At 52.2% G+C, this 23,700-nt stretch carries 22 protein-coding genes; 4 read left to right on the top strand and 18 right to left on the bottom strand.

Features of this window, described 5'->3' with window-relative positions; translation table 11 throughout:
* The first annotated feature begins 114 nt into the window (after window positions 1-114).
* On the top strand, window positions 115-951 hold the full coding sequence (locus H581_RS0112040) for an AraC family transcriptional regulator (protein WP_028610199.1): 837 nt from the start codon (window positions 115-117) through the stop codon (window positions 949-951).
* A 201-nt stretch (window positions 952-1,152) separates the two neighbouring features.
* The gene (locus H581_RS0112035) at window positions 1,153-2,238 is read left to right on the top strand and encodes a Gfo/Idh/MocA family protein (protein WP_028610198.1); all 1,086 of its coding nucleotides are present in this window, start codon (window positions 1,153-1,155) and stop codon (window positions 2,236-2,238) included.
* Between the two features lie 93 nt (window positions 2,239-2,331).
* Here the strand turns inward: H581_RS0112035 and dgoD are convergent, their stop codons facing one another.
* From dgoD to H581_RS0112015, 4 genes are all read right to left on the bottom strand, one after another.
* Window positions 2,332-3,480, bottom strand: a complete 1,149-nt coding sequence (gene dgoD / locus H581_RS0112030; protein WP_028610197.1) for a galactonate dehydratase — start codon at window positions 3,478-3,480, stop codon at window positions 2,332-2,334.
* Between the two features lie 136 nt (window positions 3,481-3,616).
* Complete coding sequence (locus tag H581_RS0112025) at window positions 3,617-4,312, bottom strand: FadR/GntR family transcriptional regulator (RefSeq protein WP_028610196.1); 696 nt, start codon at window positions 4,310-4,312, stop codon at window positions 3,617-3,619.
* A 113-nt stretch (window positions 4,313-4,425) separates the two neighbouring features.
* Window positions 4,426-4,602 carry a hypothetical protein gene (locus tag H581_RS37885; protein ID WP_156889570.1) on the bottom strand — a complete coding sequence of 59 codons (177 nt, stop codon included), beginning with the start codon at window positions 4,600-4,602 and terminating at the stop codon, window positions 4,426-4,428.
* Window positions 4,603-4,659: 57 nt separating this feature from the next.
* On the bottom strand, window positions 4,660-5,142 hold the full coding sequence (locus tag H581_RS0112015; protein WP_028610195.1) for a hypothetical protein: 483 nt from the start codon (window positions 5,140-5,142) through the stop codon (window positions 4,660-4,662).
* A gap of 334 nt (window positions 5,143-5,476) precedes the next feature.
* On the opposite strand from H581_RS0112015, the gene H581_RS0112010 reads away from it, so the two are divergent.
* Window positions 5,477-5,938 (top strand): MarR family winged helix-turn-helix transcriptional regulator, encoded by a 462-nt coding sequence (locus H581_RS0112010; protein ID WP_051250731.1) that lies wholly within the window; start codon window positions 5,477-5,479, stop codon window positions 5,936-5,938.
* Window positions 5,939-6,001: 63 nt separating this feature from the next.
* On the opposite strand, the gene H581_RS0112005 is transcribed toward H581_RS0112010, so the two are convergent.
* The 4 genes from H581_RS0112005 to H581_RS0111990 form a co-directional block, all read right to left on the bottom strand.
* Window positions 6,002-7,624, bottom strand: coding sequence for an MDR family MFS transporter (locus H581_RS0112005; protein WP_028610193.1), 1,623 nt, complete (start codon window positions 7,622-7,624; stop codon window positions 6,002-6,004).
* Window positions 7,625-7,876: 252 nt separating this feature from the next.
* A complete protein-coding gene (locus H581_RS33855) occupies window positions 7,877-9,289 on the bottom strand; it encodes an MFS transporter (RefSeq protein WP_051250729.1) in 1,413 nt (470 codons plus the stop codon).
* 116 nt (window positions 9,290-9,405) lie between these two features.
* Window positions 9,406-9,867, bottom strand: coding sequence for a MarR family winged helix-turn-helix transcriptional regulator (locus H581_RS0111995; protein WP_028610192.1), 462 nt, complete (start codon window positions 9,865-9,867; stop codon window positions 9,406-9,408).
* Between the two features lie 123 nt (window positions 9,868-9,990).
* A complete protein-coding gene (locus H581_RS0111990; protein WP_028610191.1) occupies window positions 9,991-10,731 on the bottom strand; it encodes an SDR family NAD(P)-dependent oxidoreductase in 741 nt (246 codons plus the stop codon).
* A 153-nt stretch (window positions 10,732-10,884) separates the two neighbouring features.
* Between H581_RS0111990 and H581_RS0111985 the strand changes: the two genes are divergently transcribed.
* Window positions 10,885-11,742 carry a LysR family transcriptional regulator gene (locus tag H581_RS0111985; RefSeq protein ID WP_028610190.1) on the top strand — a complete coding sequence of 286 codons (858 nt, stop codon included), beginning with the start codon at window positions 10,885-10,887 and terminating at the stop codon, window positions 11,740-11,742.
* Window positions 11,743-11,744: 2 nt separating this feature from the next.
* On the opposite strand, the gene H581_RS0111980 is transcribed toward H581_RS0111985, so the two are convergent.
* From H581_RS0111980 to H581_RS0111935, 10 genes are all read right to left on the bottom strand, one after another.
* On the bottom strand, window positions 11,745-12,059 hold the full coding sequence (locus H581_RS0111980; RefSeq protein ID WP_028610189.1) for a DMT family transporter: 315 nt from the start codon (window positions 12,057-12,059) through the stop codon (window positions 11,745-11,747).
* Complete coding sequence (locus tag H581_RS0111975) at window positions 12,059-12,415, bottom strand: DMT family transporter (RefSeq protein ID WP_028610188.1); 357 nt, start codon at window positions 12,413-12,415, stop codon at window positions 12,059-12,061. The genes H581_RS0111980 and H581_RS0111975 overlap by 1 nt, the downstream gene beginning before the upstream one ends.
* Window positions 12,412-13,020, bottom strand: a complete 609-nt coding sequence (locus H581_RS0111970) for a TetR/AcrR family transcriptional regulator (protein ID WP_169507498.1) — start codon at window positions 13,018-13,020, stop codon at window positions 12,412-12,414. Before H581_RS0111970 ends, H581_RS0111975 begins: the two co-directional genes overlap by 4 nt.
* Before the next feature lie 759 nt (window positions 13,021-13,779).
* Window positions 13,780-14,079, bottom strand: coding sequence for a hypothetical protein (locus tag H581_RS0111965; RefSeq protein ID WP_028610186.1), 300 nt, complete (start codon window positions 14,077-14,079; stop codon window positions 13,780-13,782).
* Between the two features lie 37 nt (window positions 14,080-14,116).
* Complete coding sequence (locus H581_RS0111960; protein WP_028610185.1) at window positions 14,117-15,133, bottom strand: LacI family DNA-binding transcriptional regulator; 1,017 nt, start codon at window positions 15,131-15,133, stop codon at window positions 14,117-14,119.
* A 161-nt stretch (window positions 15,134-15,294) separates the two neighbouring features.
* On the bottom strand, window positions 15,295-17,457 hold the full coding sequence (locus H581_RS38600; RefSeq protein ID WP_211231465.1) for a DUF4185 domain-containing protein: 2,163 nt from the start codon (window positions 17,455-17,457) through the stop codon (window positions 15,295-15,297).
* A gap of 62 nt (window positions 17,458-17,519) precedes the next feature.
* A complete protein-coding gene (locus H581_RS0111950) occupies window positions 17,520-18,512 on the bottom strand; it encodes a zinc-dependent alcohol dehydrogenase family protein (RefSeq protein ID WP_028610184.1) in 993 nt (330 codons plus the stop codon).
* An 18-nt stretch (window positions 18,513-18,530) separates the two neighbouring features.
* Entirely contained in the window at window positions 18,531-20,480 is a 1,950-nt protein-coding gene (locus H581_RS0111945; RefSeq protein ID WP_028610183.1) for a glycoside hydrolase family 183 protein, read from the bottom strand.
* A gap of 128 nt (window positions 20,481-20,608) precedes the next feature.
* Window positions 20,609-22,843 (bottom strand): DUF6259 domain-containing protein, encoded by a 2,235-nt coding sequence (locus H581_RS0111940; protein ID WP_028610182.1) that lies wholly within the window; start codon window positions 22,841-22,843, stop codon window positions 20,609-20,611.
* Window positions 22,844-22,859: 16 nt separating this feature from the next.
* Window positions 22,860-23,684, bottom strand: a complete 825-nt coding sequence (locus H581_RS0111935) for a carbohydrate ABC transporter permease (RefSeq protein WP_028610181.1) — start codon at window positions 23,682-23,684, stop codon at window positions 22,860-22,862.
* Window positions 23,685-23,700 lie beyond the last annotated feature (16 nt).

Here is a 23,700-nt window from a genome sequence, read left to right as displayed (position 1 = left end):
ACCTCTAACATTTATTTTTATGACTATATTGCGATTATAAAACGATGGATTTAAAATTAAAATGATATTATTTTGTTATCGTTTAAAACAATATTGTCACCCGAGGTGGTCTCCATGCAAAGGCAAAGCCATTTATTAACCCTCCCTCATAATCCGTACTTTTGTTTCCCCGAATCTGTCGGGAATTACTGGGACCATCCCGAGCATTATTCGTTCCGGGCTGCCGGCGCGTTAAATAATTTCAATATCCATTATGTCGTTTCCGGCAAGGGCTTCGTCGAGTGGGACGGGATCGTGCATACGCTGGAGGCGGGCGAGGCGGTGCTTTATTTTCCGCTGCAGCGGCAGTATTATTACAGCAGCACGGATGACCCTTGGGACATCAGGTGGGTGCATTTCTACGGCAACGGGCTGCAGGATTATATGATTGACCGCGGATTTCATAAGAGCCTGCTGTGGACTATCCGTAATCAGGCAGCCTTGGAGCTGGCGCACGAGGAGCTGCTCGTTGAATCGGAGACGCACCGGATGCTCCGGCCGGCCCGTTTATCGGCGCTGACCTACGCCATCCTTGCCGTGTTTGTCGAGCAAGCCATTCCGTTATCCGGAAGCAAGACGGGCACCTCCGGCAACCGGATCCTGGAGCTGCTCCCGCATATGCAGCAGGAAGCGGCCGAACCGTTCATTCTTGAGCAGTGGGCCGCTCGGGCAGGCGTAAGCCCGCATTACTTCTGCAAATTGTTCCGCAGCGCGATGGAAATGACGCCGATGGATTTCATCACCCGCTGCCGGCTCCAAATGGCCAAGCAATGGCTGCTGGAGCGCAAGGAGACGAACATCGGTCAAATCGCGGAGGATGTCGGTTACCCCAGCGTAAGCTATTTCAACAAACGCTTCATGGAGCACGAAGGGATGACCCCTACGGTGTACCGGAAGCTGTACAGCGTGTAAGCTCTCGAACCAGGCAGCAGCCCCGTCTTCAGTACCGGTCTTCAGGAGCCGGCGATCGAGAAGCAATCACAGAGCTTAGAGAAGTACGAATCACGCGCTTGTCATAATTTTAGAGAGAATGTGTCCTTTTCTCATCGTTTCAAGCCAACCGTGCTTGTGCTAAAGTAGAGAAAAATACGACGAAAAGAGGTACATCCCCCTATGCCAGAGACAAAGATTATTCGAATCGGCATTATTGGAAGCGGAGGAATCGCCCGCGCGCATGCATCAGCCTATAAGAAGATCCCGAATGTAGAAATCGTAGCGGTGGCCGACAGCATGGAAGGAAAAGCGCAAGCCTTCATCGACAAGGAAGAGCTGCATGCCGCAGCGGCGTTCGAAGACCACCTGAAGCTGCTGGAGCTTGATCTGGACGGCGTCAGCATCTGTACGCCCAACTTCGCCCACCATGAGACGTCGGTTAACGCTCTGAACGCCGGCAAGCATGTCCTGGTCGAGAAGCCGATGTCGGTCACGCTTCAGCAGTCGATCGAGATGGTCGAGGCCTCCAGGTGCAATGACAAAATGCTGACGGTCGGCTTCCAGCCGCGCTATGACCCGAATATGGCTTTAATCCAGGAAATCGTTCAGTCCGGCCAGCTCGGCAAGGTCTATTTCGTCGAGACGGGCGGCGGCAGACGCCGCGGCATGCCGGGAGGCACCTTCATCCGCAAGGAGCTCGCGGGGGCTGGCGCAATGGCCGATATCGGCTGCTACTCGCTCGACATGGCCCTCAATGCGCTCGGTTATCCGAAGCCGCTTACGGTATCGGCGTACACGTCGAATTATTTTGGCACGAATCCTAAATATCATAAAGAAGCGGAGCACTTTGAAGTAGAGGATTTCGGCGTCGCGATGATCCGCCTCGAAGGCGATATCGTGCTCAATTACAAAATCAGCTGGGCAATGCACATGGATACGCTTGGAGCGACCATGTTCCTCGGCACCGACGGCGGCCTTAAGGTTACGCCGGCAGGCTCAGGCCCGTGGAGCGGCGTATGGGACGGCAGCGTGGGCAGCATGTCGCTGTACCATGACGTTGCGAATCAGAATACGCAAACCTCCATTCCCGTCATCCAGCACGGCTTGAATTTGTTCGACGAGAAGGTGAAAGATTTCGTTAACGCGATTCAATATAACCGCCCTGCGCCGATTGACGGCGGTGAAATTTTATACAATCAGGCCATTATCGACGGAGTTCTCCGTTCCGCGGCAAGCAAACGGGAAGTGACGATTGAGCTTCCGTAATCCCCTAAGTATAGGATAATGCCGTCATCATAAATAATAAACGGGCTGCCCCAAGGTATCAACCTTAGGACAGCCCTACTTATTCCGCTCCGTTTACCACTCCGCTACGCTGCCGTCGGGATTCCGCCAGACGGGATTGCGCCAATTATGTCCGATTGCGGCCATTTCACGTACCTTCTCTTCATTGATTTCAATGCCGAGGCCCGGCTTCTTCAGCTTGGCAACATAGCCTTCTTCATATTCGAAAACGGCGGGATCCGCCAAGTAATCCAGCAAATCGGAGCCTTCGTTGTAATGGATGCCGAGGCTTTGTTCTTGGATAAAGGCATTCGGCGTGCAAAAATCGAGCTGGAGCGACGCGGCCAGCGCGATCGGACCAAGCGGGCAATGCGGGGCAACGGCGACATCGAACGCTTCCGCCATGGCGGCGATCTTGCGCGTCTCCCAAATACCGCCCGCATGGCTTAAATCCGGCTGAATAATATCCGCCCAGCCCGAGGCGAGCAGCTGCTTGAAGCCCCAACGCGTATACATTCTCTCCCCCGTTGCGATCGGAATCGAGCTGATTCTTGCGATTTCGGCCAGTGCCTCGTTATTTTCAGCCAATACGGGTTCTTCAATGAACATCGGCTTGTACGGCTCGAGCTCCTTCACCAGCGCTTTCGCCATGCCTTTGTGCACGCGTCCGTGAAAATCGATGCCGATCTCCAGCTCGTTCCCGACAGCCTCGCGAATTGCGGCAATACGCTCGACGGCCTGCTCGATCTTCTTATTCGAATCGATCCAATCCAACTCTTCCGTTCCGTTCATCTTGACGGCCTTATAGCCGGCCTCGAGCTGTCTCCTCGCGGCTGCAGCCGTATCGGCCGGACGGTCTCCCCCGATCCATGCGTATACCTTCACCTTATCGCGCACTGCTCCGCCGAGCAGCTCGAATACGGGAACGCCGTAGCGCTTCCCCTTCAAATCCCAAAGCGCCTGCTCGATGCCGGATATCGCACTCGTCAGAATCGGGCCGCCCCGATAGAAGCCTCCCCGGTAGAGCACCTGCCACAAATCCTCAATATTACCCGCTTCCTTGCCGATCAAGTATTCGCTCAGCTCCTGAACGGCAGCGGCAACCGTGTCCGCCCGCCCTTCGACGACCGGCTCACCCCAGCCTACGGTTCCGTCATCCGCCGTTATTTTGAGAAACAACCATCTCGGCGGCACCTTGAACAATTCCAGCTTATGAATCTTCATTTCCCATCCCCCTTAATTCATATGATGAATCATAAATAATTATAAATATATCATATGAATACAAAAGCGGAAATAAGCCTTTTCCCAAATAACCCGATTCCGGGCAAAAAAAACCGCTGCACTTTCGTGTCGCGGTCTATTCCGTCGCAGCTCCCCGATCCTCTGCATCGGCCAGTTCGTTAATCATGTCTTGGATGTGCAGCCTCATCAATTCTCTTGCCTGCCGCGGATTGCGCCCTGCAATCGCTCCCGCGATTAATGCGTGATAGGAAGCCGCTTTCTCATCCATCCCCGGCAAAGCCATCGTAAGACGCCTGCTGTCTATCAACAGATCGCTGATGACCCGTATCATGTTCACCATAACCTCATTATGCGACGCCTTCGCGATGAAGCGGTGAAACGCCAGGTCCTCCTTCATGAAATCCTTGCCGGCCTGCTGCTTCTTCTGCATCCGCTTCGCCGTTAATACAATTTCCTCCGTCTCCTCGGGCGTTGCTTTGTCGGCAGCCATAGCGGCCAACTCCGGCTCGATCACAAGACGAGCCTCCGCTAGCTGCAGCCAGGATGCCTTCTCGAGGAAATGGAGATGTTCGTCGACGACCTCTCCTTCAGGCAGCTCTTCCCTGACAAAGGTGCCGCGGCCTTGCTCGACAAGAAGTATCTTCTGCTTATGTAGAATGCGAACGGCTTCCCGGACGGAAGAAATGCCAACGTCCAGCTCGGAAGTCAGCTCTTCCAGCGTTGGCAGCCGGTCGCCCGGCTTCCATATTCCGGCGCGGATCCGGCGTTTGATCTCTTCGTATACGGCTTCATAAGTTAATTGTTTGCGCATTGGTTTTCCTTCCTTGCCTGTATGTTCAACCCATTATATTATATCTCAAGCAGAATTGAACAAAAAAAAACTTCAAGGAATCTTCTCCTTGAAGGCCGCTGTTCCGGGATCCGCTATACGGAAGTGATAAAACCACGATTGCTGCTTTTGGCGTAATTGATAATCGACTCGTACTGCGTCTTGGCAATACGGCGGTCCGACATTGGAAGGCGAGGGTTTTTAACTATCTCGGCTAATTTTTTAAGCTCCTGCATTTCTTCCGAGGTCACCTTGACCGTTTTTTTCCCCACATGCTTCACCCTCCTTTACTATAATTCATATTATACGCGTTCCCCCGCCAAAATTGCTTACGCAGACGGCGGCGTTCGCGGATTTTGATCCTCCATCTCTTCAGGGAACAGCTCAGACAGCTCCTTGTTCTGCTTGCCCTTCAAATAAGACAGACCCGCGTAACCCGCTAGCAAGGAGCTGCTTATGACGGCAAAGCTGTCGGTTGTATTCGCCATCGCCAGCGCGGTTTTTGCTAGAATGCCCGATCCGATCGCGATCAGGAGATCCCCGAAAAATCCGAGATCGAAAAAAATTTTTTTCTTCGCATTGCGGTGGTTTCGGAAGCCTACCATAAAGATGAAGAAAAAATACAGCCTCTGGATCCATCTGACAAACCAGTTCGCAGAAAGGGGCAGCCCTTCCTCATCATATTCAATGACCAGCTTCGGCAGTTCGACTATGCCGTTTTTGACAAAATGACCGATTAAGCCGCCAATTAAGCTCATGGAGATCGGCAAGCCGAATGCGTCGATGAATTCCTGAACGGTTGAAATGACCATCGCCTAATGACCACCCTTCATGAAAACATACAGCTCCGTATCGATAATTGCGCTAATTCCACTGTATGTCGCCAAGAGGCGATTCAACACTATTATTTTTCAACGTTCCTCGTAAAATATGTTCAAGCTGTTCGGAGGGAGGGACATGCCCTGATTATTCCGCGGCAGCCTTAACAGCTCACCGCCGCTCTCATCCTCCTGCTCTTCCTTGATCGATTCAATTTCCTTATGTTTAGGATTTAGACATGCTTTGTTGACTAGGCTGCCCATTGAAATCTATAATTGCGGTAACTTATAAACGCTTTTTTGAAATAAATTCGCCGGGGTGAAGCAAGTGAGTGAGGACAAATACGAAAAAGTCGGCGAATTGATGGAGGTTTTTCAAAAATTCGCTAAAGCCGACTGGCGCAAAAAAACGATGTGGGGGTTAAAGGCCAGTGAAATCCGCGTCCTGACCACTGTAAAGAAAGGCAATGATAAGGGCTCGTCCGTCATGACCATTTCGGAAATAAGCAGAACGCTTCAGGTGACCTCTCCGACCGTCACGCAAATGGTGAACAGTCTGATTGCCTCCGGATACGTGGAACGGTCATCCGACCCGAATGACCGGAGAATTACGGAAATCCGATTGACGGAGAAAGGCGATAAGCTGGCACAGAAAGCGGTCATGAGGTACCACGAGTTATTTAAAGGCATAATCGATGAACTTGACAAGGAACGAAGCGATCAACTGGTAAGCTTATTGAATCAAGTGTTCCTCTATCTCGAGCAGTTCGCAAATATCGAAGACGAATAAATGAAAAAAGGATTCCGGCCAGCCGAATAGGCGAGCCGAAATCATGTTCCGAAAGAGCGGGGCTTAGTTAAGAGCCGGCTCTTTTTTTAATTGCTCCGCTTGCGCCGACTCCATGGCGGTTTTCTTGTCATTCGCGCTGCGCAGAGGAATTTCCTTCAAGAACGTTACGAGTACGAACGCAACGATGAGAAGCGACATGCCGAATAGAAAAACGACGGTAAGCGAATCGCCCAGCACCGAACGAACCATTTCGATAATATGGGTGAACAGCGGCTGCAGCTGTTCCGGCAGCGTCGCATGCAGCTCCTCCAGCTTCGGCTGGTCCAGCAGCATTTGCGGATTCAAGAAGCTGGACAATTGGGCAGCCGTCTCCGGATCAACCTGCGACAAATCCGGTCCCTCTCCCGCTTTGACGGCAGCCTCCAGCTTGCTCGTCAATGTCGAATTCATCACCGTCCCCATAACCGCGATACCGATCGTACCGCCCAAATTGCGGAATAAGGTTGCTGTAGCGGTAGCGACGCCAAGCTCCGCCGGTTTTACCGCATTTTGCACCGTTAATGTAAACACCGGCATGGATATGCCTAGTCCGATACCGAACACAATCATGCTCGCAATGGCTAACCAGACATCATTCATGAAAGCCATCATCAGCATGCCGGTCACCATGAACGGCATGCCGGCAAGCGCAAACTTTTTGTACTTGCCCGATTTCGAAATCCACCGCCCCGATAAGGTGCTGAGAACGATCATTGCGATCGACATCGGCATGTTTACAAACCCCGAATTGGTTGGCGATATGCCAAGAACCCCTTGAGTGAAGAACGGCAAATACATCATGGCGCCCATCATGCCGGCGTTCATGAGGAAGCCGATCGAATTGGAAATCGTTACGATGCTGTTTTTAAACATGGATAAAGGAAGTACCGGACTTTTGGCCTTCCGTTCGATAAGCAACAAAATAACGAGGAAAACGGCTGCCGAGGCAAGCAATCCGATAATTTGAAACGAATCCCAATCATATTTCGTTCCCGCCCATGAGAAGCCCAGGAGCAAGGCAATAATCGTTAAGGACAGAAACAGAGAGCCCGCATAGTCAATTTTCTCGCCCATCTTGCGCTGCGCCTTGGGAAACATCGTCCAAATCATGCCGAAGGCAACGAGACCAAGCGGCAGGAAGATCCAGAACACCCATTTCCACGAAATATGATCGACCATAAATCCGCCAAGCGTCGGTCCGATTACGCTTGAGAAGCCGAAGATCGCCATCATTAATCCGGTCCACTTCGCCCTTTCCCTCGGTGCGAACAAATCGCCTACGGCCGTAACCGTGGCAGACATCAGTATACCGCCGCCGAGTCCTTGTATGCCGCGATACGTAATCATTTGAAAGATCGTTGATGAAGTCCCGCAGAGAAACGCGCCGATGATAAATAACACGATTCCGGACAGCAGAAAGATTTTTCGTCCATAAATATCCGATAATTTACCAGCCAGCACGGTTGCTATCGTTGATGTCAACATATAAATCGTAATCACCCAGGTATAATATTCGATTCCCCCGAGAATCGCGATAATGCGCGGCATCGCCGTGCTTACGATCGTTTGGTTAATCGCTGCGAAGAACATCGCCGCCATCAGCGCAATCATGATCGATATTTTCTTTTTGTGTGTAAGTTCCTCCATTGAGCATGCACTCCTAAATGTAAAAGATAGTATAACCAATCGGCAGCAATACGAGCAGGAAATCAGTATTTAGGTTGCCTACCTATTTAAAATGATACAATAACTTTAGTACTAAAACAACTGGCAATTTACAGCCCCTGCGCGACCGGCAAAAAAGCAGACCGGATGTCAACCGGTCTGCTGCTTGAATGGCATATGAAAGCATCGTCTAGTCTGCGGCACTTCGTCTCTATAGGCTTCCGTCAGGTTGCCTTAAACGGTCGAGGAAGATGTTTTTCTTTCCGCCGCCTCCACCTGCCGCTCCGATTTGCGGCTGTTCTTGCTGAACGAGATAAAATAAAAGCAAGCGATCATAACCGCCAGGAAAGCAAGAGCGAAGAAGATGTTACTGTAAATAAGAGCTTCTTCATGCATCGCGAACGGATTAAACTGTATCGAAGTCTGACCGGCGTCCAGCAATTTGCCGATGACGCTCGTGGTCATTGCGCCCGAAATAAAACTAAGCAGCGACATGAGCCCCATCCCTACGCCGATTTGCTCCTTTGCCAGCGTTGCCGAAATGGTGTTGGACATTGCGATTTGCATAAAGATTTGACCGATATTCCCGAATATAAGCATGAATAAAATCAAGTACGGCGATGCTCCGACGAAGATGGATAGCAGCACGAAACAGAAAAAGCTTAACGAAACGGACGTATAAATAAGAAAGGAATTTCCTTTCTCATCCGCCAGTCTGCCTCCTTTGCGCCCCATAAGTGCCGAGGTTATCGCGGCCGGGAACATAATCAGCCCGATAACGGCAGGCGATAGCCCATTCAGTCCGGACAGAAATTGCGGCGTCAGAAACGGCATGCCAAAGCTCATTGCAGTTGCCAGAAACGTTAGAAATAAGCCAAGCGAATATTTCTTGTTGCCGAACAGCTTCGGCTGAACGAACGGCTCCTCCGCCGTTCGAATTCTGATCACGAACAGGATAAGCAGCACTAAGCCGGCTATTGTGAGCAGCCCGTTCCCGAGGGAAATAGACAACAGCAGCAGCGCAACGCCGCCGCCGAGCAGCCCGCCCCCCAGAAAATCGATTTTTTGCGCGGTCCCGCGGTCATCATTTAAGTATTTTCTGAAATAAGGCAGCGTCAGAAGCGGCATCACCGACAATAGAAATAAAAGTCTCCAGCTGGCAAATCCGGTAACAAGACCTGACACAATCGGAGCGATTGCGGTGCCCAAGGCCAGACCTGCAGCCGTCATGCCAAGCGCCCTTCCCCGCTTCTCGGGGGCGAAATAACGTACAGGAACGATCATGGCGGTCGCCGGAATGACAGCCGCCCCGCTTGCTTGAAGAATCCGGCCAAGCACGATCATCCAATACTCCGAAGCCGTTAATCCTATGATCGAGCCCAGCGCAAAGAAGATCAAACCAAACGTCAATAAATCCTTCAACCGGTATTTATCGGCAAGCTTGCCGTAAGTAACGGAGCCGACGGCGTATACGATCATATAACCGGTCAGCAGCCAGCTTACCTGCGAGGGCGTTATACTGAACTGCTCGCTGATGACCGGCATGACAACATTAAACATAGAAGCGTTCATAACGGAAAATACTAGAGTGAACGCCAAAACGCGCATTAGCTTATCGCCGTTGTTCAATTGCGTATCCGATTCCATTACAGATTACATCCCTTCCCGGTCAATTTAGTTTGAATTCCAACTAAATGAGCAAACGTAAGCAAGCGGCGATTCGCATGAACCGTTAGCCGCATCATCATTTTGCCTGAGTCACGTCATTGCTGCTCATAAGCCGCCAGGATTTTTCTCAGCAGTACGCGCAGCGTCTCCGATTCCGCTTGCGTCAGCTGCTCATTCGCGCCTATCTTCGCTCTCTTGACGGCCTCCGCCGAGGCATCGTACATCTCTCGTCCTTTGTCCGTCAAAAAAATCTGCTTCACTCTCGCATCCCTCGCATGCTCGCGCCGAATCACCCATCCCCGCTTCTCCATCCCATTAATTAAACTTGTTACGCTGGACTTATCGATAAAGAGAAGCCTCTCCAGATCGGCATTCGTTGCTCCGGGAGTCAGAGCCAGTAAATGGAGCGATTGCGATTGCTGGGGAGTAAGTCCAATCGGGCGCAATGCGGTCTCAATCTCGCGCCTGACAGTTAAATATACGAGCTTGATTAATGTGGTATTACTCTCTTCCTGCTCCCAAGGAAACCGCCCGGGTGCACAGCCCTTCTTCCCCAAAAAACTCACCCCCGCCATTTAGTTTGAATTCAAACTAATAATATCGGCTAACGATTTTTTTGTCAACGGGATAAAACCGAGAAGCTTCGGTTCCTTTCCCGAATGACCAGAGGCTGCGCCTTCCTACAGCGTTTGACCGCCGTCAACGGTAATCATCTGGCCGGTCATCGATTCCTGCTCCAGTACTGCGCAGACCAATCCCGCAATCTCTTCCGCTGTCGAGACGCGCTGAAGCAGCAGCTGCCTTGTAAGCCGGTTCATCATCTCTTCCCGCCCTTCCCACCATCTCGTTGCCACTGCGCCGGGCGCAATGCCGTTCACCCGAATGTCGGGCGCAAGCGCTCGTGCCAGCGATTTCGTAAGGCCTAACACCGCCGACTTGGATACCGCGTAAGGCAGAGACGAACCTAAACCTGTCAAGCCCGCAATGCTTCCCATATTCACGACCGCCCCTTGCTTGCTTTTCTTCATGTAAGGCGCAACGGCTCGCGCGCAGTAGAACATGCCTTTTACATTGACGGCAAAGAGCTCGTCCCACGCCTCCTCATCTGCGGCCTCCAGATCGTCCAGCGGTATATAGCGCGTTATACTCGCATTATTAACGAGCAAATCAACGGTTCCTAAATGCTGCACGATCCTATCGACCATAGCCCTTACTTCATGATCCTTGGACACATCGGCCTGAAAGACGATAGCGCGGCCGCCATGGTCTTGGATGTAAGCAGCGGTTTCCTCCGCTTCGGACTTCGAACGCGAGTAGTTCACCGCTACGGCAGCGCCGCGGTCGGCTAATGCGAGGCTGACCGCCCTGCCGATTCCCGTTCCCCCGCCTGTGACCAAAGCAACCTTTTGATATAAATTCATGACCATCAACTCCCTCGATTGGTTGGTTGTAGAGCCATTGTACCTTGAGATGAATGCTATGTATAATGAAAGGAAGCGATGGCAACTATCATTCGAAGTGATACCAAGAACGAAGAGTGATGTATGGTCAACAGAGTATAGGGGGTTCAAATCATGGAAAGCCCGGAATTGCGCATTTTCCAAATGGTTGCCCGCGAGGGTTCGATTACGAAAGCGGCCGTCAGGCTTGGTTATGTACAATCCAATGTTACCGCAAGAATCCGGCAGCTGGAATCGGAGCTCGGCACCGTTCTTTTTCTGCGTCACAATAGAGGGATGACCTTATCGGCAAGCGGGAAAGCGCTGCTTGCTTATGCCGATAAGATTATCGGACTGCTCGATGAAGCTGCAATGGCGCTTCATTCGTCAAGCGAGCCGAGCGGATCGCTTATGATCGGCTCGACTCAGACTGCGGCGGCAGTCAGGCTGCCGGCATTGTTGTCTACTTATTACGCGCAATACCCCGGCGTCCTGCTGTCTTTAACGACAGGCCATACCCAGGACTTAATGGAGAAGGTGCTGCAGTTCGAACTGGACGGCGCTTTCATCGGCGAAGAAAGCAATCATCCTGAGCTTCAATCTTTTCCGGTATTCAATGAGGAGCTTGTCATCGTAACTTCCCCCTCAGTCAAGGATATGGAGAAAGCGGCGGCGAAGCCGATTCTAGTCTACAGCAAGGGCTGCTCCTACCGGGTTATTCTCGAAAAGTGGCTGTTTTCCAGCGGCGTATCTCATCCGGTTATTATGGAGTTCGGCACGCTTGAAGCCATTATCGGAGGCGTATCCGCCGGTCTCGGCATTACCTTAATGCCGAGGATCGTCGCACAGAAGCAGATTGCTGAAGGCTCGCTGGCTGCACATCCGCTACCATCATCCTTTAATCACAGGAAGACTGAATTCATTGCCCGCAAGGATTCCTATAGGAGCGGCGCACTGCGCGCGTTTATCGAAGCTCTTCCGAGAATTGAATAGAACTACTCGACAAGCTTTAAGCCGATAACGCAGCAGATGACGCCGAGTATGCAAAGCATACGCACAGGGTCACGGGATTCTTTGAAGAACAGCATGCCTGCCAGCGCCGCGCCAACCGTTCCGATTCCCGTCCACACCGCATATCCGGTTGAAAGCGATATCGTCTCGAGCGCTCGAATCAGCAATTGAAAGCTGAGGATAAAGCCTCCGAACAAAATGATATTGTTTTTCCAGTTATTCTCGACGGCAACCCGTTTAATTCCGATAACGCCGATAACCTCGCACAAGCCTGCAGCGATTAACAATAACCAAGCCATTAGTGGGCCTCCTTCCCGCTCGTAAGCTTTAAGCCGACGATACACAGCAATAAGAACAGGACAAGGCCGACCTTAACCAGGCTGATTTGCCCTTCAGAAAATACAGCTTCGACGATGACCGTGCCAATCGTTCCAATCCCGGCGAATACCGCATAGGTCGTGCCGACCGGGAGCGCCTTCGTTGCGCGAATGATTAGATCGAAGCTTACCAGAATCGCAATAAGGACAACGATCGGAGGCACCGCCTCATACTTGAAGCCCGATGCCCATACGATTTCCAAGGCCCCTCCGATTCCTACATAAGCCCACGCCTGATTTTTGCTTAACGCTTTTTTTGGTTTTGCCGCCGCTATCATGTTTCGCTCCTCCTCTTCAAATTGTGCAAATAGTTCATTAGAAGCTCATCGATCTTCGTTTCATCAAAAACTTTGAGATATACGATCGTCTGCAGCGTAATCCCGTCGATAAAGGCATGCAGGTTCACGGCTTCCAGCTCGATGTCCAGCGCCGCCCCCAAATATTGCCTGTCACGCAGTGTGGCAAGCAATTTCCTCAAGAGCTCCCGGGTTGTTCGAAACAGTTCATGACTGAGCGCTTCCAGCTGGGCATCTCTTAACGCCATCATAGAAAAGCTCAACCAGACCTCTCCTTCCACCTTTTGGTCCGCGCTTTCACTGGAGATCAGCTGCTTCATGATCGCGATTACTTTTTTCTCGACCGGCATATCGTCGCGAGCAATGCTGAGGATTCGTTTCTTGATCCTTTGCGCAATTAATTCCATGGCATAAATATAGAGATCATGCTGTGCGGGGAAATAATATTGAACCGAGCCCATCGATAATCCAGCCTCTTCCGCAATCTTCCGGACCGTAATTTTTTCCAAGCCGACCTGATTAATCGCCCGGATCATCGCATCCGCGATTAATTGTTTACGTTTATCATGATCCACGATTTTAGGCAAAGGCACCGCTCCTTTTTTTAATACGATTATATTAAAAAGATTTAAGTTGGTCAACTGTATTAAAAAAAGGATGTAGAAAATAAGCGTAGCAGGAAAAGCTCCCGCTCTTTTTGCCGTTAAGACCATTGCATCATCTTCTAGCAGGATAACCTCCCGCTCTTTCAACCTGTTTTGACTAATGTGCCATGAAACGGTTGACTTAGAGGGAGATATTCCCGATAGAATCTATCTAAACCAGACTCCGGACAATTTAGCGGGAGGAATTCCCCTGGATTCGTTCTTTTCCGTGCATGGGAAACGGTTTTGCTGCCGAATAAATCAGCTTCATCAAGCTTATAATTAGTAGAGCCAGCTTCATCTGGCTGCTTTTAAATTAGAGTAGAACCAGCTTCATCAGACTTATAAATAGTAGAGCCAGCTGCAGCGGGATTTTCTCCCTCTAAATAAGGAGTTTCCTTCCAAAACCCGTATCTAACAGGAAAACCTCCCGCTCCTTCACTTCAAATCGGCCGTTTAACGGAAAATTGAGCAGAATAGAGGGAGGTAATCCCGTTAAGCGCACGCTGCGACAACATTGCTGAAAAATAGCGGGACCGTTTCCCGTTAACCTCACAGGTCAGTAAGCAGTGAAACTGAATTGTACAACGGGACAGTTTGCCGCTAACCCTTATTTACAGGCCGGCACGTGGACGCCAATCCGACAGCGGTCCCCAACCGGGTAACCGCCGGGGGTTCACGGCCAGGTAACCGACATAAGGTTCACATCGCCTCCTCCAAAGCCGATTGCCGGTTGATTTGGCTTAGCGGCAGAATGACATCCTCGTTCTCGTAAACCGATTTCAGCTGCGCTTCGTATTCGTTCAGCAGCCGGTTCACGTTCTGATTGACCAAATGAAGCAGTTGAATGGTTTCCTGATTCGTACGGTCAGCCACAAATTGATTGGAGCTTTGGTAGAAGAGATAGCCGAATAAAGTCAACGGAATAAAAATAGTCAAAACAAGAAGCATCGTAATTTTCTTCTGCAGGTTCATCTGGCCGATCAGTTTCAGCATCAGCATCTTGCGTATCATTCCCCGCTTCAATAAGTTACAGCTGTCAATGCATCCGGACGCTCGATTGCCGGACGACCAGCTTGGGCACAATTTTAACCGCTTTCTCATATCCTGCCCTTCCATGCAGTCTGTCCATTAAAATTTGTGCAGCCCGCCTTCCGATATCCTCCTGCTCCAGCGAGACCGAGGTTAGCTTGGGATGCACGCGCGATGCGACATCCAGGTTATCCATCCCGACGACGGCCATATCCTCCGGAATCGATAATCCCGCTTCCTCGCACGCATGCATGACGCCGATCGCCATCAAATCATTGGCCGCTACGATCGCATGCGGTCGACCGTTCGACTCAAGGAGCCTTTTTGCGGCCAAGTAACCGCCTTTCTCCGTATAATCGGACTCGATGACATGCTCCTCCGTATACGGCAAGCCGGCTTCAAGCAAGGCTTCGCGATATCCGCCGAACCTCTGGCGGCCCGTCTGCTCGCTCAAGCTTCCGCCGATAAACCCGATCCGCTTCAGACCTTGACCGATCAGATGTTTCGTTCCCTGCTTCGTGCCCTCGAACGTATCGACGTACACGTAATCAAACCGGTCGCCGCCTCCCGGCGATTCGTATTGGTTCGTCAGCACGACCGGGGCGGATAAATCGTTTATCGCGCTTATATTTTCCTCGCAGAAATGGAAGGATACCATGATCATGCCGTCCGCCACCCGTTCCTTCACGTTCTGGATCGCTTTCAGCTCTTCCGACAATCGATGCTTCGTATAATATAAAATCAGCAGGTAACCATACTCCTCGGCTACCTGATTAATTCCGTTGATCATATCGAAATAAAAAGGATTGCAAATGTCCGGAACCGCAAAAATAATTTTGTTCGTTTTCCTGGTTTTCAATATTTTGGCCGCATGGTCGGGCGCATAATTTAAGGCTTTGGCCGCCTCCATGATTTTCGCTTTCGTCCTTCTGCCGCAGTAGCCGTTTCCTGAGAGCGCTCTCGACACCGTTGAGGCCGATACGCCGACCTGCTCCGCTATTTGATAAATCGTGCTTTTGCTCATATATGCCTCCTACTCATGAATATCCGGTTCTCCACCCGTTCTGGAATCGATTCCATCTCAAAACATTAGCACGCTTCTTTACCGGTGTCACCATAAAAATCCCCTTCCGTGAATGATGCCGATTCAGCGGAAGAGGAGCGGTTATGCATAACGCATAAAATTTATTTCAATTCGGATACAGCAGATATCGGCGTCAAATCCGTTAACGAGTTAGCTGCAAAGATCTTCATCGTATAGCCGGAATTGTTGCCCGGCATGCTGAAGCCGCCGCTGAATGTCTCCGTAGCGCCGGAACCAAGCGATTTCGACAGACCGGATACGTTCTCAAGATCGCCTTTTTTGTTATACAAGGCTGCTACGAGTGTAATCGTTTTGGCTTCGCCCGTATTGTTCCTTACGTCTGCGCTTGCGATAACAAGGCCGTTCTTCGGAAGCTTCGCAATCGTTCCTCCGGCTATATCCTTGAACGTGACGTTGCCGATGCTGTAGGCTTCTCCCGTTACCAAGACCTTTCTGGTGACCGGAGCGGCCGCATTGCCGTCCGAGTCCGTCACCTTGTAAGTCAGCGTGTAAGTGCCGACGATCGCAGGATCGACGCTGCCTTCTACGACGATTTTATGCGACAGGTCGCCGTCGATGCTGTCTGCAGCAACCGCGCCTTCATCGGTAAAATCGCCGTTAAGAGGCAGGTTTATCGTATCACTGCCGTTCAAGGTAATGACGGGCGGCGCCTTATCGACCTTCAACAGCATATAATCATCGATTTGTAACCATGTATCGCCGTTCGAGTGCATGCCCGTAAAGACTCTGACCTGCGTGTTGCTGCCGGAATTGAACCGGACGGTCTGCTTCGTATAATGGTCATGCCGTTCGAATTTCGTTTCCTTCAAAATATTGCCTGCAGAACCTCTTACGCCGAAATAACCGGCATTATTGTTTTGCGACGTCTTCACAAAGCCGGTCAATACGTACTCCGTATTAGCTTCGACGGTTACATCCTGCGTAATGGCATTCCAGCCGGCATTATTGCGCATCCATACGTTTTTGCCGCCGCCCCTGGACAAGCCTGCGCTGTCGATGCCGCCTTTTCCGGCTTCAAGCGTCCATGGCGCAGACAACGTTCCCGATGTCTGCTTCTCAAACGACGGGTCGGCGATCAGATTGACGGACGGCGTTCCGACATCCAACTTCGCCCGCATGAGAATCGAGTTATACGGACCCCATTCCGACACGACCATGTACAGATCTCTGCCGTCATTCGTCCATGGATGGATGAATCCCCCGTATAAGCCCGGGAATTCCGCGCCTCGAACGACCTCGGTTTCCGCCGACCAGCCGCCGGTCAGGCTCGAGGAGCTGCGCATTACGATCGCGTAACGGTTCTCGTTCAAATACGTCATCATATATTTGTCATAATACGAATTGTACGCAACGGATAATTCACTGACCGGCACATCAATAACCGCGACGGCTGCCGCTTCGTCGTTCTTGGTCCAGTCCGTGCCGTTCCAATATTCATACTGCTCCTTCACGAGCATGTCCGCTTCCGCCGCCCTTGCCAGGTAAGCGCTGTCGAACCGGCCCGCAGGCGTTCCGAACATGTAGACGTAGCCGTCCTCTTTGATATAGGCGGCTTGCGCGAATTTACTTGCCGCGCCCCATTGCACGCCTGATTTCGTCCAGTTCTGCCCTTCGTCGTCCGAATAGGCGATTTCAGAGAAATTGGTATTCCAGCGCCCGTTCGCGCCCCAGTTTTTGATCTGCATATAATGGATATAATGCCTGCTGGCTACGGTAACGCCCGAGGTAGGAATCGCTGTAAAATCGCCGCTGCCGGACGTATTGTGCGCGGAGCTGATAATCTCTTTGGCGTAGCCGGGTTTATTCTCGTCCATAATCATCGAAGAGAAGGTCATGCCGTCCGACAGGTCCGTATCCTTCGATATCGCAAGCAGATTGCTTCTCCAGCCTGCCGCATTACCGCCGCCGCCGAAGCCTCCCCAGCCATCGTCATACGAATCGCCGAAAGCGACCATCACTTTTTTGTCCTCCGGATCCGTCGTCGCGTCCCAGACAATGCCAAGGTCCGTAGCTGTCAGAGCATAGTTGGTATGCGTTAGATTCGGATTCGGAACCGTCTCTCCTTCTAAAGTGGCGCCCGTCACCCTGGCTACCTTAACCGCCTTGGTGGACGTAAGTTCAAATGGAGCGGGCTCCATTGACGGTTCTGTCGAACCCTCCGCAAAGGATGGCAGCGCCGTCGTAACGATAAGCGCCGCCGCAAGCATGGTGGAACCGATTACCTTCAGCTTGAATGGTTTCAATTTCATATTCCTCCCGGTTGATTAATGGGCTTGCTTGCAGAGCTCGCCGGCCCTGGCTTACTTTACATTTTGATTTGGACCTTTAGCAGCTCCGGATCTTTTGGCTTAGCGAGAAACTCGGCCGTCTCCTCAAGCGCGATGACCTTGGATACAAGCGGCTCGAGCAGAATTCTGCCTTCCTTCACCCATTCGAAGGCAGGAAGAAAGGTGTGGTTAATCGCCATCGAGCCTAAGATCGTCCAGTCCTTATGATACAGATCGAACGGATTTATGCGGATTTGCGCATCCTTCGGCGTCACGCCGAACTGCAAATAAGTCGCTGTTTTGCCCAGGTGGGTGAACGCATCCTCGATGACCGCCGGAATGCCGGTCGCATCGACGACGACGTCGAACGTCTCGCCGGCCAGACGGGCTTTATCCCGCACGTTGACCGTTTCCGTCGCGCCAAGCGACCTTGCGAGCGCAAGCTTGCTCCCGGATACGTCGACAACCGTCAATCGCGACGCGCCGGACCTGGATAACGTCTGCACGAGCTGCTGTCCCATCGCCCCGGCGCCAAGCAGCAGCACGGATTGCCCGGCTTTCAGCCGCAGCCTGTTCATGGCATGAACGACGCAAGCGATCGGTTCGATAAAGGTAGCCGTTTCGAATGACATCGCATCCGGAATGCGGATGACGTTCCGCGCCGGTACGGCTACGAACTCCGCCATGCTGCCGTTCACCGTATTGCCGAGCGCGCCCCAGTTCTCGCATTGATTTCCCCGGTTCGTAAGGCAGTAGACGCAACGTCCGCAGAAAAGGGACGGATCGGCGGTTACCCGCTCGCCGATCCGGAAGCCGCCCGCTCCTTCTCCGCATTCATGGATCGTCCCCGAGAACTCATGTCCGGGAATGATCGGGTAAGGGGAGAGGAACTCCCCTTCGAAGATGTGAAAATCGGTGCCGCAAATGCCGACCCGCTCTACGCGGATTACGACATCGTCACGACCCGGCGCAGGGTACGGAACTTCCTGGACGGATGCATGATGCGGCCGGTCAATAACAAGCGCTTTCATAAAAATCACCTCATGTTGTCAATTTTTGACCAGGCTGAAGTCGTCAACCTGAATCCAGGTGTCTCCGCCGTTCGCCCACATGCCTGCATAGACTTCCACGCTGCTCCGGCTGCCGGAGTTGAACGTCACGGTATGCTTCGTGTAATCCGCAAGGCTTCCAAAGGTCTTCTCGTTCAGGATCGCGCCGCCGCCAAGCCATCTCGCGCCGAAATAACCGGCGTTATTGTTCGAGGATGTGCGAATCCAGGCGGAAAGCGTGTAATTCGTATTTTTCTCCACGTACACCTCCTGCTTGACCGCGTTCCAGCCTGTGCCGTATCTTGCGAATGCGTTGTTAAGTCCTGTGTGAGCGAAGCCGGCGCTGCGGTCGATTCCGGCATTGCCGTTCACATACCACGGCGAGCTTACCGTGGCGGAAGGCTGCGATTCAAATCCTGCGTGGCCGACGAGATTCGTATCTCTGACCAGGCTCACGTCATCGATCTGAACCCATGTATCCCCATTCGCCCACATGCCCGTATACAGCTCGACAAAGTTATTGCCGCCGGAGTTGAACGGCACCGTAAGCTCGGTGTAATTCGCATAGGAATCGAACGAAGCCTCGCCAAGGACCGCCCCGTTATTCGGTACGCGCGCCCCGAAGTAGCCGTCGGTGTTATTGCCCGATGTCCTGACCCAGCCCTTTAAGGTATAATTCGTATTCGGCTGCACGGCGACGCGCTGTTTAATCGCATTCCAGCCGCTGCCGTTCCGGACGTAGCCGTTATTCTGTCCGGTGCGGGCATTGCCCAGATTGCGGTCGATGCCCCCTTCGCCGTCCACATGCCACGGCGCCATGACGGGGGTGTCCGCCTGCGTCTCGAAGCCGGGTTCGGACACGATATTATCGCCGAACATATCGGCTGTGAGAGCGGCTTTCATCAGATGCGTATTATAATCCGGATACCAAGTCGACATGATGAAATAAAGCGTGGCACTGTTGTTGGACAGGGGATGGATGAAGGCGTTATATTGGCCTAAACCGGTAAAGCCCCCCGGAACCAACACTTTCTCTCCGCTCCAGGGTCCGACAGGCGTCGGCGCATCGCGCATCACGATCGACTGCCGGTGCTCGTTCAGGTAGGTCATGATATAACGGTTGAAATGGAAATTATACGCGACGGAAAGCTCGCCGGCTACTCCGTTTGCGACCGCATCGGCGTCCGCCTGGCTGGTTGACCAGCCGTTGCCGTCCCAGTAACGGTAATCATTAATGTTCAGCAGGCCGGTCTCGGGCACGCGAGCCAGATATACATCCCCGAAACGCCCGTTAGGCGTTGCGTACATGTAGACGAAGCCGCCGTCCTTCACCATGGCGGCCATTTGGAATTTGTTATCCCAAGAAGTCGTATTGTTGTACCATCTGGCCGTCGGATGCTTCGTCCATGTTGCGCCGTTATTGTCAGAGTAAGCAATACCGGCATAGTTCGTGTACCAGACCCCGGCTGGCCCCCAGTTGTTAACGGACATGTAGTGGATATAATGCCGGTTGCCTACGGTAACGCCTGCGGTCGGTATAACCGTTTGTTCGTCGAAATTGATTTTTTTGGAAGGCAAAATCTCTTTGGCATGGCCCGGCGTATCCTGAATCATCGTGTCGAACGACAAGCCGTCGGCCAAATTCGTATCCGATGAAATCGCTAGCGTATTGCTGCGCCAATCATTCGGCCCGAAGCCGTTCGTGTCGCCGAAGAGGACGAAATATTGACCGCCGCCCTTGTCCCAGACGATGCCGAGATCCGTGCCCGTAATTTGATAATTGATATCGGTCTGGTTCGGATTCGGCATCGTCTCGCCTTCGGGCTTTACCCCCGTTACGCGCGCGACCATCTCCAGGCCGGTCGGCGTAACCGCCTCAGCCGTCCCGATAAGCAGCGAGCAGAAAGCAAATTGGAATACCAATAAAGACAACAGCCATTTTCTTCTCAATTTTCTTGCACCATCCTTCTCCACATGATATCGATTCATGTCGGTCTGACCGGATGCTTGGCTTGTAAGATGATAAGCTCGGGAGAATCCCTTCATCATGCTGCGGCTGGCGGGTATCTTGCCTTACACTAGTAAACCATTTCAACCAGAACAACGCTTCTCGCCGGGATGTCAAGCGCCAGCATGCCGTTATCCTGCAGCGTAATCGCGCTTCCCGATCCGTCCGAATCGGATGTATGCAGCATATACCGGAAGGTGGATCCGGCAAGCCCGTATCGGCTTGTATCAACGATCGCTTTCACGCTGCGGCTGTCACCGCTCACGTTGGCAAAGAACAAGCCTATGCTTTCCTCTTTGAAGCGCCAAGCGGAATGAACGATCGAATCAACGTCCAGCTTGCCGGAATCGTTGTATTCCCTCGTTTCTTTTCCGTGATTGTAGTGAAACCAGTCCGCCTCTATTTTCTCGCATTCAAACGCAAGCGGCGGCAGCATCCGGCCGTAGGCCAAATATTTGTTGCCTGCGCCCGTGCGCAGATCGGCGAATTGCGCCAAATAATCGGCACGCTCGGCGGAGAAGGCGTAGCCTCTCGGCTCGAAGGGATAATAGTGCTCCTCCGGCGCATTCTCGCGCCCGTCAAGCGCTTCCATCGGGCTGTATTCGTAATTCAGCTCGTACAAGCCGCCCCACAAATACGTTCTCGCAACCGTGAAATAGTAGAGCGAACCGATTTCCTCCGTCAGCTTGCCCCAACCGTCCAGGCGGACGGCTCCGTATTCGTGATAGACGTAAGCGAACATCGGAATAAGCTCGGCTTCGCCGGTTTTGAGCAAATCACGCAGCGGGTAGCCTTCGAGCGGCGCCGCAGGCTGTCCGCCGGCGCGGGCCTGGTAATAATCGAGGATGTCGAGCAGCGTCTCGTTCATCATCTCCGTGCCCATCGGCACGTAGCGTCCTGCAGCCTCGATCATCGCCTTTTTCGTTCGGATATAATTTTGCCGGTAGGCTTCATTGATGGCTTTGCCGGCTCCAACCGAATGTCCGTGCGAATCATCCAGGCAAATTTTCATAATGTTGTTGGCCGAAATATCGTAATAGATCGAGTCGACGTCATCCTCGCGCTGCAGCGTCAGATCCCGCTCGACATGAAAGCTTTGCGCATATTCGGCTGCCGGACAAATAAACGGGAAACGGTAGGCATCGATTGATTTCAGCTTTTCCTTCTCCGGAAACTTCTGCGCCGCTTCCTTGCCTCGTTCTCCGTCGGCCCCTTCCATATGAAACAGGTAATCGAACTCGAATGGCGCGCATTTGTCCCCGTACTGTTTCATCGCCTCGATGTTATCCCGGTTGAATCGCGTCGGGAACCAGTCGTCGAAGCCGCCCGGTACGCCCTTATAGAACGTCTGTGGCGCATTCGTCCAATCCGGTCCAAGGATATGGAACATCGGCGTGCGGATATGCTCATGATACGTTCTGAGCCACTCGGTGCGGTCCGAGCCGGCATTTATGCCGAATGTGGCGGCACCCATGCGCTCATGCAGCCAGGAGCAGCGTTCCTCCTCCTTCTGTTCCGTCAGCTTTCCCTTCGAGCACCAGCTCTGCTGCACCGCCCAGCTCTTGTAAAGGTCGGCCGCCTCATACCAGTCGCGTCCTTCGAGCGACCTCACGACTAACGGATAAGTAACGCCAATCCCTTTATTCGGTCCCATATCTTCACAGCCGTGAATAAAAGAAGCTTCGAGCAGGCCGTTATCGTTCTTATAGAAATTCAACCATTTCGCATAACCTTCCCCGTCCAGCGCCGCAAAATAAAGACCGCCCCCGTTCATGCCGTAATAGGCGAAAAACTGCATGGAGGAACCCGAGAAGCTTTCCGGATACGGCATAAACCGCAGTCCCGCACCGTCTTTCCCGAAATGCTTCAAAGGATTGCGCACCTTGAATCCCGTCGCGAAGCTGTGCGCCGCGTAATCGTTCTCACCTCCCTCCGTAATCGCGCCAAGATTGCCGATGACCGGATATTCCAGGCTGACTACGGTCTCTTCCGAAGCATTCAACGCCTCGCAGCGGAATTCGATCTCCCCGATTCCGTCCGCGATGCGGATGACCGAATTTACCGTCAGCCCTTCCGAAACGCGCCACGACAGCCGAGCCTCCCTCTTCCCTGCTGTCTGCTGCTCTTCTATAGCAAACTGCTCGAAGGAGCTCGTTGTTTCGTTTGCCGTCTCGAGGCGGAACGGCAAGCCCGCCCCGTCTGCGGCTATATATTCCTTGCCTTTGCGTTTGTCCAGAATACTTTGGATCGAACCGTCTGTTTCGCTAATACCGATGCGAATACGGTCATTCGCCAGCTCTATCATGAAGAGACGCCTCCCGTTACTTCAAACCTGAAATTTTGATTCCCTTGATAATGTACTTCTGGAAGATGAGGAACAAGATGATGGTCGGAATCGCCGCAAGCGTTGAGCCGGCCATGAGCATGCCCATCTCCGTCGAACGCTCGGAGCGGAATGTGTTTAGGAACTGCATGATTTGGAACAAATCCGGATTCGTAATCGTCATCGTCGGCCATACGAAGGAATTCCAGAAGCCGAGATAAGAGCCGATCCCAACGATAACAAATACGGGATAGGACATAGGAAAGAAAATACTGGTAAAAATTTTCCAGCGGTTAGCGCCGTCGATAAGCGCAGCTTCTTCAAGCGCCATCGGAATATTTAAATAAAACTGGCGGATGAAAAACATATGGCCGGCGGAAGCCACGCCTGGAAATACGAGAACGGCCAACGTGTCCAGCATTTTCATCTCCGTCACGACGATAAAGGAAGTGAGCAGGATGGCCATGCCGGGGATGAACATCGTACAAATAACAAATACCCAAAGCGTGCGTTTGAAACGGAATTCGAGTCTGGCGAACACGTAAGCCGCCATCGAATTAATGATCAGGCTTAATGCGGCAAAGAGAACCGCTCCCATGAACGTAACACCCATTGATTTAAGAAACATCGGATCCGACAGGATGGAGCTGTAATTGGAGAACAGCCATTTTTCCGGAAAAAACCGGAACGGCGTCACCAGCACCTCGTTTTTGGCTTTGAAGCCGGCGATGACCATCCACACGAGCGGAAACAACGCCGCAACCGCTATCAGGAAGCCGAATACATACATGATCGTTTTTACGGTTTGCTCCTTTACTTTCATCGCTTTCTCTCCTCCA

This window comes from Paenibacillus harenae DSM 16969, assembly GCF_000422465.1.
In the GTDB taxonomy this organism is placed as follows: Bacteria; Bacillota; Bacilli; order Paenibacillales; family Paenibacillaceae; genus Pristimantibacillus; species Pristimantibacillus harenae.
This window is presented reverse-complemented; position numbering and strand designations above follow the sequence as displayed.

What these genes read in the sequence shown, in the direction of transcription:
- H581_RS0112040 (WP_028610199.1), top strand. Translation starts at nt 115, where the DNA reads ATGCAAAGGCAAAGCCATTTATTAACCCTCCCTCATAATCCGTACTTT.
- H581_RS0112035 (WP_028610198.1), top strand. Translation starts at nt 1,153, where the DNA reads ATGCCAGAGACAAAGATTATTCGAATCGGCATTATTGGAAGCGGAGGA.
- dgoD (WP_028610197.1), bottom strand. Translation starts at nt 3,480, where the DNA reads ATGAAGATTCATAAGCTGGAATTGTTCAAGGTGCCGCCGAGATGGTTG.
- H581_RS0112025 (WP_028610196.1), bottom strand. Translation starts at nt 4,312, where the DNA reads ATGCGCAAACAATTAACTTATGAAGCCGTATACGAAGAGATCAAACGC.
- H581_RS0112015 (WP_028610195.1), bottom strand. Translation starts at nt 5,142, where the DNA reads ATGGTCATTTCAACCGTTCAGGAATTCATCGACGCATTCGGCTTGCCG.
- H581_RS0112005 (WP_028610193.1), bottom strand. Translation starts at nt 7,624, where the DNA reads ATGGAGGAACTTACACACAAAAAGAAAATATCGATCATGATTGCGCTG.
- H581_RS33855 (WP_051250729.1), bottom strand. Translation starts at nt 9,289, where the DNA reads ATGGAATCGGATACGCAATTGAACAACGGCGATAAGCTAATGCGCGTT.
- H581_RS0111990 (WP_028610191.1), bottom strand. Translation starts at nt 10,731, where the DNA reads ATGAATTTATATCAAAAGGTTGCTTTGGTCACAGGCGGGGGAACGGGA.
- H581_RS0111985 (WP_028610190.1), top strand. Translation starts at nt 10,885, where the DNA reads ATGGAAAGCCCGGAATTGCGCATTTTCCAAATGGTTGCCCGCGAGGGT.
- H581_RS0111980 (WP_028610189.1), bottom strand. Translation starts at nt 12,059, where the DNA reads ATGGCTTGGTTATTGTTAATCGCTGCAGGCTTGTGCGAGGTTATCGGC.
- H581_RS0111975 (WP_028610188.1), bottom strand. Translation starts at nt 12,415, where the DNA reads ATGATAGCGGCGGCAAAACCAAAAAAAGCGTTAAGCAAAAATCAGGCG.
- H581_RS0111965 (WP_028610186.1), bottom strand. Translation starts at nt 14,079, where the DNA reads ATGCTGATGCTGAAACTGATCGGCCAGATGAACCTGCAGAAGAAAATT.
- H581_RS0111960 (WP_028610185.1), bottom strand. Translation starts at nt 15,133, where the DNA reads ATGAGCAAAAGCACGATTTATCAAATAGCGGAGCAGGTCGGCGTATCG.
- H581_RS0111950 (WP_028610184.1), bottom strand. Translation starts at nt 18,512, where the DNA reads ATGAAAGCGCTTGTTATTGACCGGCCGCATCATGCATCCGTCCAGGAA.
- H581_RS0111940 (WP_028610182.1), bottom strand. Translation starts at nt 22,843, where the DNA reads ATGATAGAGCTGGCGAATGACCGTATTCGCATCGGTATTAGCGAAACA.
- H581_RS0111935 (WP_028610181.1), bottom strand. Translation starts at nt 23,684, where the DNA reads ATGAAAGTAAAGGAGCAAACCGTAAAAACGATCATGTATGTATTCGGC.